This is a genomic window from Ochrobactrum sp. BTU2, from assembly GCF_024539785.1.
Taxonomy (GTDB): Bacteria; Pseudomonadota; Alphaproteobacteria; order Rhizobiales; family Rhizobiaceae; genus Brucella; species Brucella anthropi.
The window spans coordinates 255306-268826 of the sequence record NZ_JAHWRG010000001.1 but is presented as its reverse complement, the minus strand read 5'-3'; the positions used below and the strand labels follow the sequence as shown (position 1 = coordinate 268826).

Below are 13521 nucleotides of genomic sequence, written 5' to 3'. Positions count from 1 at the left end.
CCGTTTGTGTCCGCATATGTAGCCAAATTTTCCGCAAGCGACAATAGCCATACAGCGCGATTGTCATTTCTCGCTGTAAATTCAATGTCTTATAGTGGTGGCCTGAAAGTGAAATTGGTACGGTCGGTTGGAGTTGAACCAACGACCTCAGGAGCCACAATCCTGCGCTCTAACCAACTGAGCTACGACCGCGTACCTTTGTGTCGGCTGCGTAACGCTCTGGCGTCGCCGACAGGGGGTCACATACGGAGAATCGATCCATATTGCAAGTGATTATAGCTCTCTTTTTTGAGAAATTCCCAATTGCGGGATTCAATATCAAATCCTGCTGTTAACGGTCACCGGCTGGTAACCATTATAGGTGACCGGCTGTGCACAACCCGGATATTGGCCCGAGCCTGTAAAATTGCCTTTCCCGTATTAACTAATGAAACAGAAAATGCAGCCCATACCAAATGGCAATGTGGACCCGCGCCCATAAGAGGCTTATTAACAGGGTGTTAACGAGCACTGCGGGCGGTCGAAAGAACAGGTAAGGACAGGTATGTCAGGATCATACCCCTTCATCGATATTGCCGCGCTGGATTCTATCCGCGAGGGCTTTGCAAAGGGCGATGCGCAGCTCGTGCTGACGCACGACCTGTCGGCAGTGCTTTGGGTCAACGGCCCCGGCGCGAAGCTTTTCGGCTTCGATCGCGTGGAAGACATGATCGGCGGCGGCCTTGATCTGCCCATCGCCACACGCCGGCAGATCGCCTCTTCGAACAGCAATGCGGAGGGTGAAACCCGAACCGTTTCCGTTCGCCTCGGCGGCGGACTGCGTTCCGACCTTACCCGGTTCAGCGTGTCACATATTACGCTTCCCGACGGCGTGTCCGGGCTGCTGCTGACTGCCGATGGCAAGGACGCAGAAGCTGAAGACATCATTTCCGGCCTCAGCGACGACAGCACGCATATTGCGCTGATCGACGCGAACAGCCGGGTGATTGCCGCGAGCCCGCGTTTTGCTGCACTCGACATTTCCTCCACGACGCTGGAAGACCTTGTCATTGAAGCTGCAGATGCGACTGACCGTATCGTCAAGCGCCGCATCCGCGCCGGAAAGCATTCCGTGCCGGGAGCGATTGCGCGACTGACCGATACGCCGCCCATGCATCTTCTTTGCATCATCGGTGATGCTCCCGTCGCGACATTGGAAGCACCCGCCGCTCTGCAGGGTGAGGCCGAAGAAATTCTGGAAGAGATACTTCCAGAGCCTGTGGAGAGCGCAAATACTGAAGATGCTTCCACCGATCAGCAGAAGCCCCGTAGCTTTGTGTTCGAACAGGATGCTCCGCCCGCGCGCTTCATCTGGAAGGTGGGACCGGACGGCACATTCAGCGAAATATCGCCGGACCTTGCCGCGACGATTGGGCCGAATGCGGCTGATGTCGTCGGGCGTCGCTTTGCCGATGTGGCCAATGTCTTCGGCTTCGATCCCGATGGCAGTATTGCGGCACTGCTGGACAAGCGTGACACATGGTCGGGAAAACGGTTGATGTGGCCGGTAGAGGGCACGGATTTGCGCGTGCCGGTCGAGCTTGCCGCCCTGCCCGTTTATTCGCGCGATCGGGAATTTACCGGTTTCCGCGGCTTTGGCCTGGTGCGTCCGGCTGAGGCCGAAAAGGACCCGGAAGAAATCGGGCTGGTGCTTGCAGGCGGCATTCCGCAGGCGCGCAAGCCCGTCAGCGAACCGGTCGAAACGGCAACACCTGTCGAAGACGACGATGTTCTGGCGCTAGGCGAAGAAGTTGCCAATGACGACAGCCCTGTCGCAACGCTGCCCAAGCCGCCGCTGGATATCGCGCCGACACCGGGACGTCGGGAATCCGATAAGGTGATCAGCTTACTGAACGCTTGCGCAGAAGAGAAAGTGGCTGCGGACCAGGCGCGGATGCTGAAGGAACGGGAGCGCGAAGAGCGTCCCGAAGGCGGGCTGACCAAGACCGAGCGCAACGCATTCCGCGAAATTGCTGATCGTCTGCGCAAGCAGGGTCTTGCCAATTCGCGCGCCGAAACCGAAACGGTCGCCATATCGGACGAGCCTGTTATTGACAGCTCGCAGCCGGTCGAAAAGACCGAAGTGAAAGCGTCGCTCATCGACGAAGTTACCGCCGACGAAGCATCACTTCCGTCATCCGGAATGGCCTATGGAGATGAAACGGCCCTGCTGGCCAATCTGCCTGTGCCGGTCATCATTCATTCGGGCGATAAGATCCATTACGTCAATCAGGCCTTGCTCGATCTCACCGGCTATGAATCGCTTGATGATATTCGCGGTGCGGGTGGCGTCGATGTGCTGTTCAACAGCGAAAGCGACGATGGCGAAACGCGACAGGGCATGGTGTTGCGCCGCGCCAATGGCAGCGAAGAACCTGTCGATGCGCATCTCAACGCCATTTCCTGGCGCGAAGGCCGCGCACTCATGCTGAGCCTGATGCCGGTGGCAGCTGCACCGGTATCCGTTGAAGCCGTTGCCGCCCCGGCTGAAGCGCCGGTTGCGATCGACAAGGACGACGAGAAGCAGGCACTTGCGGATCATGTCGAGGAACTGAAGACCATTCTCGACACGGCGACGGATGGCGTTGTCCTTATTGACCCTGAAGGCCGCATCCGCTCGATGAACCATTCGGCCTCGGCTCTCTTCGGCTATGAACGCGACGAGACGGAAGGCAAGTTCTTTTCTATGCTGTTTGCCATCGAAAGCCAGCGCGCCGCCATGGACTATCTGCACGGCCTTTCCGGCAACGGCGTTCTGAGTGTCCTCAATGATGGGCGCGAAGTGATCGGCCGCGAAGCCAAGGGCGGCTTTATTCCGCTGTTCATGACCATCGGCAAACTGCCGCACACGCGTGGGTTCTGCGCCGTCCTGCGGGACATCACGCAGTGGAAACGCACCGAGGAAGAACTAACCAATGCGCGCAAGGAAGCTGAACGCGCTTCAAGCCAGAAAACAGAGTTTCTGGCACGCATCAGCCACGAAATCCGCACGCCGCTCAATGCAATCATCGGTTTTTCCGAGCTGATGGCCGACGAGAAGTTCGGCTCCATCGGCAATGATCGCTACCGGGATTACCTGCGCGACATTAACCGTTCCGGCAATCACGTGCTGGCATTGGTCAACGATCTGCTCGACATTTCAAAGATCGAAGCTGGTGCTCTCGACATGCAGTTTGAAGCGGTCTCACTCAACGATGCCATTGCCGAAGCCATCGCACTGATGCAACCGCAGGCCAATCGCGAGCGTGTCATCATCCGTTCGAGCTTCCAATCCAACCTGCCCGACATCGTTGCCGATACGCGTTCGATCAAGCAGGTGGCCCTGAACCTTCTGTCCAACGCTGTGCGCTTCACAGCTCCGGGCGGTCAGGTGATCGTGTCGACAAGCTATGAAATGAACGGCGATGTCGTGATGCGGGTGCGCGATACCGGCATCGGCATGACCAAATCCGAGGTCGAGCAGGCACTGAAACCATTCCGGCAGGTCAACGCGCTGGAACGCCGCAAGGCCGAGACCGCGAAGGACTGGCGCAGCGAAGGCACCGGGCTGGGCCTGCCCCTGACAAAAGCCATGGTAGAAGCCAATCGGGCGCAATTTGCCATCGATTCCACTCCGGGACACGGAACGGTGGTCGAGATTGCCTTCCCGCCGACACGCGTACTGGCTGACTGATCGGCACCTTGAAAGGCTAAAGAACCTCCCCTTGCGGGAGGTTTTTTCATGTCCTTGTTCAAGCTCAAAAAAAAGCGCCGGACGAACCGGCGCTATCAGAATCTCAGAGACAAAGGACACAAAAGCAATTCGCAATGGAGCACCGGAAACGGCAGCTCGATCATCACTCAGTGTTGCATTCCTTATCGCGTGAAGCCGGTTAACGACGCCTTAAGTTCTTCGTTCAGAATTTACGCATTAGTAGCGACTGTAAAATCAGGGTTAATTTCCGCGCAGCAATTGATTAACCATAGGAAGAAGCAGCGCTGTTGATTTGATTCCGTTCTCTGCAACCGTAGACGACTTATCATAAAACTAGCGTCTTTGCTTTGACCCATTGCTGGTTTACAGCTTGAAATATGTCGCGCAAAAGTGCTCAGCAATTTTGCGATAACGATATGCAAAAAAACGAATACCAGAGGCGCGGCGCGAAGAAAAAACGTGGCGTGTTTCTATGAAACTTCACTGATTGGACGGTTGATGCGCTGGCCCCGATTTACGCGCCTCATAATTGCGCTCGTCATTCTCTGCGCCGCGGCTGCAGCAACCTTGCTGGCCGTGGTACCTTTTATTGTCTCTACCGATGCCATCCGTATCCGCGTTGCACAGGAAATCAGCGCCTGGACCGGCTATAGCGTTGAACTGCGACAAGCCCCTCGCCTGAAGGTGTTCCCCGTTCTGCGCGCATCGTTGAACGGCGTGACGCTCAGCAAACTTACCGATCAGGGTCAGAAACCACTCATGAGCGCTGATCGCATCGATGTGGAGCTTTCTCCGCTCGATGCTATCATGGGACATATCTCGTTTTCCGAAACGCAGATCGTCCGTCCGCATGTAAACCTCGACGGACCGATTTCGAATTTCTCACAGCTCCTCGATGCCATCGCCAATTCCAACGGACGCCTCGGCACCGCGATCCGTGCGCAGCGCGCCCTGCAGAAAGACGGTTCCGGGGATAATGCACAGGCAACGCAGCAGGCTTCACAACCGTTTGGCCGTGTCGTGGTTCGTGATGGGACGATTGCCTTCAACCGTCCGGATAGCGAGCCGGAAATCACCAGTGACGAGCAGATAACCGATGTCAACGCAACACTGGAATGGCCGCGCACATCAAGCGCCGCAACGCTGAAGGGCAGCGCCAAATGGCGCGAAGAGACCTCCCAGTTCAGCCTGACTGCCGCACAAGCGCTGCCGCTTCTGGCGGGCGGCACATCGGATGTGACCGCAAGCCTGACCGCCAATCCGCTAAGCCTCACATTTCAGGGCAAGGCGAATATTTCCAAGGATCGTTTTTTCGAAGGCGATCTGACTGCCAAAACCCCGTCACTCAGCGGCGCGGTACGCTGGCTCAGCCTTCCGCCAATTGCGGGCAGCGCCGAAATTGGTGCATTCTCGCTGGAATCCACCATAACCGCGACACCGAAACGGCTGAAATTCGCCGATGTGGAAATGACCGCCAGCGACAGCCCGGCCAAGGGCGTGATCGAGATCGGTCTGGAACAGGAACAGCCTGCGGTAACCGGAACACTGGCTTTCGACAAGCTTGACCTTGGTCGCCTGTTTTCAGCCTTCATTCCACTGCCCGATAGCGGCGCGCGCTCGCCGAACGAGCGCAACAATCACGACCGCGACGTGGTCGATACGAGCTTCATTGATCGCGCAGAAGTCGACCTTCGCCTTTCCGCGCAGAGTGCCACGGCGGGCCCGGTGAACATGACGGGTGTAGCTGCTGCGGTTCAGATACGAGGCGGACGTGCCATCTTCGACATCGGCGACGCCAAAGCCTTCAACGGCATCATGCAAGCCAATGTGCAGATCGTGCGTGACCTGAAAAGTGCGAGCGGCGAATTGCGTTTCAACGCCTCGGATATCGACAGTTCGCAGTTCTTTACGGCACTTGGCTTCGACAAGCCTTTCGTAAGCGGCAAAGGCAATGTTTCCCTGTTCATGAAAGGTCCGGCCAATCGCTGGTCCGGCCTTTTGACCAACGCGCAGGGCAATGTTTCCATCCAGCTCAACAATGGTCAGATGCAGGGCTTTGCCGTGCAGGATTTTCTGACCAAGGCGCAGAGCCAGCGCTTCTTCGCTCTGGAGCGAAAGGAAAACGTCGCGCTTGCCTTCAATCGTCTGGATGTGAAAGCCAATCTGTCCGATGGTGTGGCGACGCTGGAAAATGCGCGTCTCGACACTTCCGATGGCACGCTGACGCTGGCAGGCATTGTGCCTTTCGTGGATCGCAGTCTGGCGCTGAGTGGTGAAGTCGTTTTCCCGAACAGCCAGCCGCAGCAGCCACAGGAAGGCAGCACAGACGGTCAGGATAGCCAGCCGCCAGCCGAAACTCCGCCCGCCAAGCCGCCGCTCAATTTCTTCGTCGGCGGCTCGTGGGATCGGCCATTTATTTCACCGTCATCCATGGGAACGGGGCAGTAAGCCCCGTTTTTCATTATCCCATACGGAATGCCGCCTGCTCGTCGCGGCGGCGCTGCACTTCACGACGCTTGTTGACGACCGAGGCGATGATGACACCGATCGTCACCAGCGCGATCAGGATTGTACAGACAGCGTTGATTTCCGGCGTCACACCAAGGCGCACCTGGCTGTAGATCTTCATCGGCAGCGTGGTTGCGCCCGGACCAGAGGTAAAGCTTGCAATCACCAGATCGTCGAGCGACAGGGTGAATGCAAGCATCCAGCCCGAAACCACCGCAGGCAGGATGACCGGCAGAGTTACCTTCATGAACGTCGTGACCGGCGGCGCGCCCAGATCCATTGCCGCTTCTTCCAGCGAACGATCAAAGCTCACCAGACGCGACTGCACGACGACCGCCACGAAACACATCGAAAAGGTGATGTGCGCAAGCGTCACCGTCCAGAAGCCACGGTCGAAATTCATCGCCACGAACAGCAGCAGCAATGAAAGACCGGTGATGACATCCGGCATGACCAGCGGTGCGTAAACCATGCCCGAAAACAGGATGCGTCCGCGAAAGCGCGTATAACGTGTCAGCGCCAGCGCTGCGAGCGTACCCAGAACCGTCGCAATCGTTGCGGACAGAAGGCCGACGCGGATCGTCACCCATGCCGCATCCATCAGCGCCTGATTGCGAAACAGCTCGACATACCATTTGGTCGAGAATCCGGCCCAGACCGTGACCAGTCGGGATTCGTTGAACGAGTAGATAACCAGCAGGACGATGGGCAGATAGAGGAAGGCAAAGCCCAGAGCCACCGATGCGATATTGAAGCGGGACCAGTTGTTCTGCATCCTATTTCCCCTTTTCCTGCGCCCGCGCCTGCGCCTGCTGGAAAATTACGATCGGAATGATCAGCAGGATCAGGAGCACCACAGCCACCGCCGACGAGACCGGCCAGTCGCGATTGGAGAAGAACTCACTCCAGATCGTCTTACCGATCATGAGTGTCTGCGAACCACCGAGAAGGTCCGGAATGACGAACTCACCTACGGCCGGAATGAACACGAGGAAACAACCGGCCAGCACACCCGCCAGCGACAACGGGAAGGTGATTTTCCAGAAGGCGGCAAACGGTGTGCAGCCCAGGTCCTGCGCCGCTTCGATGAGCGAATAGTCCATCTTTTCCAGCGAGGAATAGATCGGCAACACCATGAACGGCAGATAGGAATAAACGATCCCGATGAAGATGGCCGTATCGGTATTGAGAATATTGAGCGGCGTATCGATGACGTTGAGCCACATCAGAAACTGATTGAGCAGGCCTTCCGGCTTCAAAATACCGATCCATGCATAGACGCGGATCAGAAACGACGTCCAGAACGGCAGGATCACCAGCATCAGCAATGTCGGACGGATTGTCGTTGGCGCGCGCGCCATGCCATAGGCCATCGGATAGGCGACAAGCAAGGTCAGGAAGGTGGAGATAGCCGCAATGCGGACACTGGACAGATAGGCTTTGTAATAAAGCGGATCATCCAACAGCCAGAGATAATTGTCGAAGGAGAGTTGTTTGATTTTCTCCCACGTTGCTGCGAACCCCTGTGCCAGATCGAAAGTTGGCATATAGGCCGGGATCGCCATCGCGACTTCCGACAGGGAAATCTTGAAGACGATGAAGAACGGGACCAGAAAGAATACCAGCAGCCAGAGATAAGGCACTGCGATGACGAGACGGCTGGCAATGGAAGCGACGAGCTTCTGCATGGTGGCCTCCTCAGGCGGTCAGCACCAGACCGGCATCGGTATCGAAGGAAACCCAGACGCGCTCGTCATAGGTCAGCGGATTTTCCGTCTTGCGCACGGCATTGAGGCTTGCAGCCTTGATCGTGCGCCCATTTTCCAGCCGCACATGGAACACCGTCATATCGCCGAAATAAGCGATATCCCAAAGCTCGCCTTCCACCGCATTGACCGAAGCATCGTCCGGCTTTTCGCGTGTGATGCGTGTCTTTTCAGGACGCACCGCATACCAGACCTTCTGGCCCGGATCGAGTTCTTCGCGGGTCTCGGTCTGAATGTGAAAGCCGAATTTTTCCGTGGCGATTTCTGCCTCGCCGTTCGCGGCTTTCACCACTTCGCCTTCGATGATGTTCACATTGCCGATGAAGTCAGCCACGAATTTGGAGCGCGGCGCCTCATAGACTTCCGCCGGCGTCGCCACCTGCTTGATGCGGCCCTTGTCCATCACCGCGATGCGGTCGGACATGGTCATTGCTTCTTCCTGATCGTGGGTGACGACCATGAAGGTCATGCCAAGCTTGACCTGCAAATCCATCAGTTCGAACTGGGTCTCCTCGCGCAGCTTCTTGTCGAGCGCGCCGAGCGGCTCATCCAGCAGCAACACCTTGGGGCGCTTGGCAACGGAGCGGGCAAGCGCCACGCGCTGGCGCTGGCCGCCGGACAACTGATGTGGCTTGCGCTTGCCATATTGCTCCAGCTTCACGAGCTTGAGCATTTCGGCCACGCGCGCGTCTATTTCCGATTTCGCCATACCGTCCTGCTTGAGGCCGAAAGCGATATTGTTCTCGACCGTCATATGCGGAAACAGCGCATAGGACTGGAACATCATGTTGACCGGGCGCTTATAGGGCGGGATGCCGCGCATATCCTGGCCGTCGAGCGTGATGCGACCCGATGTTGGCTCCTCGAAACCTGCCAGCATGCGCATCAGCGTGGTCTTGCCACAGCCGGAAGCCCCCAGCAACGCAAAGAACTCGCGATTGAAAACATTGAGCGACAGATCATCGACGGCGGTAAAATCGCCGAATATTTTCGTCACATTCTCAAAAGAAATGAAGGGCTTGGCCGCCGGATCGTTCCAGGGCGCAAATTTGCGGCGAAAACTGCCAAAAGATTCCATTCCGTTCCCCTATCCGATCTACCCGGAACCAAAAGCCTGTCTTTAAAGCGGGACCGCTCTCGATAATTATGCTGTATTACAAGACGCAGAGCGGCCCTCCGTCTGCACAGTGGGCCGCTCTTCACGATGTCGGGCGGGACATATCGGTCCCATAGTATTTCGGCTCTTACTGGCCGGTGACGATCTTGGTCCAAGCGCGGGTGACCACGCGCTGGGTCTTGGTGTCATAAGGCGTGGGCACGAACAGCTTCTTCATGACGTCTTCGGTCGGATAGATTTCCGGATCGTCAAGAATTTCCTTGTCGATGAACTCCTGCGAGGCCTTGTTGCCATTGGCATAGAACACGTAGTTCGAAGCCTTGGCAGCCACTTCCGGACGCATCATGTAGTTCATGAATTCAAGCGCTTCCGGCACATGCTTGGCGTCTGCCGGGATCGCCATCTGGTCGAACCAGATCAGCGCGCCTTCCTTCGGGATCGAATAGCCGATCTCGACGCCCTGCTTTGCTTTTTCAGCGCGATCACGTGCCTGGAAGATATCGCCCGAATAGCCGATGGCCATGCAGATATCGCCATTGGCCAGCGCATTGATATATTCAGACGAGTGGAACTTGCGGATATTCGGGCGGATCTTCAGATAAAGATCCTGAGCCTTCTGCAGATCGTCCGGCGACGGCGAATTCGGGTCGAGACCCAGATAATTCAAAGCCGGGCGCAGCATTTCGCTGGCCGAATCAAGAAGATAGATGCCGCAACCTTTAAGCTTCGCAGACTTTTCCGGGTCGAAAAGCACGTCCCAGGAGTCGATTGTGTCGGTGCCGAGCGCTTCCTTGATCTTGGCCTTGTTGTAGCCAATGCCGGTCGTGCCCCACATGTAGTTGACGGAATATTCGTTGCCCGGATCGTAGGTTGCCGCGCGGTTGGAGATTTCATCCCACATGTTCTTGAGGTTCGGCAGCTTGTCCTTGTCGAGTTTCAGGAACACGCCTGCCGGAATCTGACGGCCAAGGAATTCGCCCGATGGCACCACGAGATCGTAGCCGCTGCCACCGGCCAGGAGCTTGGTCTCCAGAATTTCGTTGGAGTCGTAAACGTCGTAGACGACCTTGATCCCCGTTTCCTTGGTGAAATCCTTGAGAATGGAGTCGTCGATATAATCCGACCAGTTATAGATATTGACCACCCGCTCCTGCGCGCTCGCGGAAAATGTGGCAGCCGCTACAAAGCCCGTCACGACGGTCGTTGCCAGAAGGAAGGATTTGATCCCCATCGTTTGCTCCAATCTGCACGATAAATTCCGGTGCAGGTTCAAGGTGTATATACTGTTTCTTTATTGCACTTTTTTAGATTGCACAGCATTCGTCAACAGGGTCGTGACAGGACGAACATAAAAATTGCATCGCAGGACCCATCCGCCCCCATCCGTGGGGCAATGAGATTTCGGTTATGCCTGACAAACACCAGCTTACTATTGGAAGTCGAAGGCCGATATCCCCGCCACCATCTCATCCAGCCCGAGCGGACGTGTCAGCGGTGGCTCGGCACGAGTGATGCAGCCCTGCCTTTCGCACAGACGACAGGCCGGACCGATCTCGGTATTACCAGCCTTTGAAAGTGACGCGCCATAGACCGTGTCGGCCCCCGCTTCCAGCGCACAACCAAGCAACAGCGCTGTCCGGCGCGGACGCTCGCTGAATGCGCCCTGCGGCCCCTCCAGCGTGCGGGCAATTGTCAGGAAAGCCGAGCCGTCCGGCAGTTCCGCCGGTTCCACCAGCACCTGCCCTGCCTGAGCGAAAGCCGCATAGACCGGCAGCTTTGGGCATTGACCGCCGAAGCGGGTCGGAAAACCTTCCGCTCCTGCAACGCGCAGTCGATTGCCTGCATGATCGATTTCCATCACGAAGAAGGGCAGCGCACTTGCCCCCTGTCGCTGCAAGGTGGTCAGCCGGTTTGCCGCCTGCTGGAATGAAACCCCGAAACGCGTGCGTAGCACATCGACATCATAACGGGCCCGCACAGCTGCATCGCGAAACTGGCGATAGGGCATCATCAAGGCCTGCGCCGCATAGCGCGCCAGTTCGAACCGCGCGATGCGCTTCGCCTCGCCCGATGACAGTTTCAAGCCCTCCGTTTCTGCGCCGATCACCACCTGCATCCGGATCAGCGCCGCCTCCATGGCAATTTCCTGCAGCTGATCGAAGGGCGACAGACGCTCCGAGATGAAAAGCCGCTGCGAATGCCGGTCATAACGCCTGCGCCAGTTCGGCATGGTGGCGACCGGCAACGTGCGAACCGTGATGCCATGCTCGCGGCGCAGCCAGTCCTTCAAGGCGCTGGGTAAATCCCCGTCCGGCTTAAGGAGGGTGTAAAAGCTCTCCGCCTCTTCCTCGATACGCGGATAATGGTTGGCCCGCCGCGCCATCACATCGCGCACTTCATCGAGCGGCAGGCGCGTCGCGGAAAGCTCAGCCCCGCTTCCCTCATGCGACAGCAATTGCGACAAATCGGACAAGCGTTGCTGCTGCTCGCGATAGGCACGGTAAAGCTTCATGATGCCGACGGCAGCATTGGGCGCGGCCTCGCCGATTTCGACCAATTCCTGATCGCCCGGCAGTTCACCGGTCAGAAGTGGATCGGAAAACACTTCCTTCAGCCCCGTGATCGTGGAGCCGCTTTCGGCCTGAAGACTGTCGAGGTCGAGCTTGTAAACACTGGCGAGCTTCAGCAAAAGCTGCACCGTCAGCGGTCGTTGATTGCGCTCGATCAGGTTCAGGTAAGACGGCGAAATACCGAGCGCCTCGGCCATCGCCGTCTGGGTCAAGCCCCGCTCGTTGCGGATGCGCCTGATGCGTGGGCCGGCAAATATCTTGCGTTCGCTCACCTGGTCCTCCCGACCCATAACGGCAGTTTTACAATTCATGACAAAATAGCTGTAAAATTCATCTTTGACAAGATTTACAAATTTACAGTGCCATCCAGTCAAAACTCCGACAGCATTACCTCAATTATAAGCTCTTTTTATTGGTTTTTCTGGCGCACTAACAATCTCGATTGTAAATCTGGTCACAGAAAGAGCGCAGACAAATTGCTCTTCCAGAACCAGTCCAAAGTGTGAGGAGACACCGAAATGACAGATTTTTACAGCCTTATTCCTTCGGCACCAAAGGGTCGCTTCGACGGCATCCAGCGTGCGCATACGGCCGAAGATGTAAAAAGGCTGCGTGGTTCGGTGGAGATCAAGTATTCGCTGGCCGAGATGGGCGCCAACCGCCTCTGGAAGCTGATCCATGAGGAAGATTTCGTCAATGCGCTGGGCGCACTTTCCGGCAATCAGGCCATGCAGATGGTTCGCGCCGGACTGAAGGCAATCTACCTCTCCGGCTGGCAGGTTGCAGCGGATGCGAACACGGCTTCGGCCATGTATCCGGACCAGTCACTCTATCCGGCGAATGCCGCCCCAGAACTGGCCAAGCGCATCAACAAGACGTTGCAGCGTGCCGACCAGATTGAAACCGCCGAAGGCAAGGGACTTTCGGTCGATACCTGGTTTGCCCCCATCGTTGCCGACGCTGAAGCAGGCTTCGGTGGCCCGCTGAACGCTTTCGAGATCATGAAAGCCTTCATCGAGGCGGGTGCAGCAGGCGTTCACTACGAGGACCAGCTCGCCTCGGAAAAGAAGTGCGGCCATCTTGGCGGCAAGGTTCTGATCCCGACGGCAGCGCACATCCGCAACCTTAACGCGGCGCGCCTGGCTGCTGACGTGATGGGAACGGCAACGCTGGTTATCGCCCGCACGGATGCGGAAGCCGCCAAGCTTCTGACTTCGGATATCGATGAGCGCGACAAGCCTTTCGTCGATTACGATGCGGGCCGCACGGCGGAAGGCTTCTATCAGGTGAAGAACGGCATTGAGCCATGTATCGCCCGTGCGATTGCCTATGCGCCTTATTGCGATCTGATCTGGATGGAAACATCCAAGCCTGATCTCGAACAGGCCCGCCGCTTCGCGGAAGCCGTGCACAAGGCACATCCGGGCAAGAAGCTCGCTTATAATTGCTCGCCGTCGTTCAACTGGAAGAAGAACCTCGACGATGCCACGATTGCCAAGTTCCAGCGCGAGCTGGGCGCGATGGGCTACAAGTTCCAGTTCATCACGCTGGCCGGTTTCCACCAGCTCAACTTCGGCATGTTCGAACTGGCACGCAGTTACAAGGATCGGCAGATGGCAGCCTATTCCGAATTGCAACAGGCGGAATTTGCAGCCGAAGCCAACGGCTACACCGCGACCAAGCATCAGCGTGAAGTCGGCACCGGCTATTTCGATGCCGTATCGCTCGCAATCACCGGCGGCCAGTCTTCGACCACCGCCATGAAGGAATCGACTGAAACAGCACAGTTCAGACCGGCTGCTGAATAACAGCCCGGCGACAAACAGG

General features: G+C 57.1%; 9 protein-coding genes and 1 tRNA gene. 4 read left to right on the top strand and 6 right to left on the bottom strand.

The genetic code is table 11. From position 1 onward, the window contains the following. Nucleotides 1–115 precede the first annotated feature (115 nt). Nucleotides 116–192 (bottom strand) — tRNA-His (locus KWJ32_RS01275). Between the two features lie 352 nt (nucleotides 193–544). Here KWJ32_RS01275 and pdhS point away from each other — a divergent pair. From pdhS to KWJ32_RS01260, 3 genes are all read left to right on the top strand, one after another. Continuing rightward, nucleotides 545–3712, top strand: coding sequence for a cell-division control histidine kinase PdhS (gene pdhS / locus KWJ32_RS01270; RefSeq protein ID WP_012093273.1), 3168 nt, complete (start codon nucleotides 545–547; stop codon nucleotides 3710–3712). Between the two features lie 48 nt (nucleotides 3713–3760). After that, nucleotides 3761–4024 carry a hypothetical protein gene (locus KWJ32_RS01265; protein ID WP_210251626.1) on the top strand — a complete coding sequence of 88 codons (264 nt, stop codon included), beginning with the start codon at nucleotides 3761–3763 and terminating at the stop codon, nucleotides 4022–4024. 207 nt (nucleotides 4025–4231) lie between these two features. Beyond that, nucleotides 4232–6181, top strand: coding sequence for an AsmA family protein (locus KWJ32_RS01260; RefSeq protein WP_010659110.1), 1950 nt, complete (start codon nucleotides 4232–4234; stop codon nucleotides 6179–6181). Between the two features lie 13 nt (nucleotides 6182–6194). Here KWJ32_RS01260 and KWJ32_RS01255 read toward each other — a convergent pair whose 3' ends face one another. The 5 genes from KWJ32_RS01255 to KWJ32_RS01235 all read right to left on the bottom strand — a co-directional run bounded on the left by KWJ32_RS01255 (nucleotide 6195) and on the right by KWJ32_RS01235 (nucleotide 11966). After that, nucleotides 6195–7016 (bottom strand): ABC transporter permease, encoded by an 822-nt coding sequence (locus KWJ32_RS01255; protein ID WP_010659111.1) that lies wholly within the window; start codon nucleotides 7014–7016, stop codon nucleotides 6195–6197. 1 nt (nucleotide 7017) lies between these two features. Continuing rightward, nucleotides 7018–7929, bottom strand: coding sequence for an ABC transporter permease subunit (locus KWJ32_RS01250; RefSeq protein WP_010659112.1), 912 nt, complete (start codon nucleotides 7927–7929; stop codon nucleotides 7018–7020). A 10-nt stretch (nucleotides 7930–7939) separates the two neighbouring features. Beyond that, nucleotides 7940–9085 carry an ABC transporter ATP-binding protein gene (locus KWJ32_RS01245; protein ID WP_012093275.1) on the bottom strand — a complete coding sequence of 382 codons (1146 nt, stop codon included), beginning with the start codon at nucleotides 9083–9085 and terminating at the stop codon, nucleotides 7940–7942. A gap of 166 nt (nucleotides 9086–9251) precedes the next feature. Beyond that, nucleotides 9252–10355 (bottom strand): polyamine ABC transporter substrate-binding protein, encoded by a 1104-nt coding sequence (locus KWJ32_RS01240; RefSeq protein WP_010659114.1) that lies wholly within the window; start codon nucleotides 10353–10355, stop codon nucleotides 9252–9254. 198 nt (nucleotides 10356–10553) lie between these two features. Then, nucleotides 10554–11966 carry a helix-turn-helix domain-containing protein gene (locus KWJ32_RS01235; RefSeq protein WP_040128638.1) on the bottom strand — a complete coding sequence of 471 codons (1413 nt, stop codon included), beginning with the start codon at nucleotides 11964–11966 and terminating at the stop codon, nucleotides 10554–10556. A 246-nt stretch (nucleotides 11967–12212) separates the two neighbouring features. Between KWJ32_RS01235 and aceA the strand changes: the two genes are divergently transcribed. After that, nucleotides 12213–13502 carry an isocitrate lyase gene (gene aceA / locus KWJ32_RS01230; RefSeq protein WP_012093277.1) on the top strand — a complete coding sequence of 430 codons (1290 nt, stop codon included), beginning with the start codon at nucleotides 12213–12215 and terminating at the stop codon, nucleotides 13500–13502. The last annotated feature ends 19 nt before the right edge of the window (nucleotides 13503–13521 follow it).

Coding starts and splice junctions, on each gene's coding strand:
- pdhS (WP_012093273.1), top strand. CDS start 545: ATGTCAGGATCATACCCCTTCATCGATATTGCCGCGCTGGATTCTATC.
- KWJ32_RS01255 (WP_010659111.1), bottom strand. CDS start 7,016: ATGCAGAACAACTGGTCCCGCTTCAATATCGCATCGGTGGCTCTGGGC.
- KWJ32_RS01265 (WP_210251626.1), top strand. CDS start 3,761: ATGTCCTTGTTCAAGCTCAAAAAAAAGCGCCGGACGAACCGGCGCTAT.
- KWJ32_RS01250 (WP_010659112.1), bottom strand. CDS start 7,929: ATGCAGAAGCTCGTCGCTTCCATTGCCAGCCGTCTCGTCATCGCAGTG.
- KWJ32_RS01260 (WP_010659110.1), top strand. CDS start 4,232: ATGCGCTGGCCCCGATTTACGCGCCTCATAATTGCGCTCGTCATTCTC.
- KWJ32_RS01245 (WP_012093275.1), bottom strand. CDS start 9,085: ATGGAATCTTTTGGCAGTTTTCGCCGCAAATTTGCGCCCTGGAACGAT.
- aceA (WP_012093277.1), top strand. CDS start 12,213: ATGACAGATTTTTACAGCCTTATTCCTTCGGCACCAAAGGGTCGCTTC.
- KWJ32_RS01240 (WP_010659114.1), bottom strand. CDS start 10,355: ATGGGGATCAAATCCTTCCTTCTGGCAACGACCGTCGTGACGGGCTTT.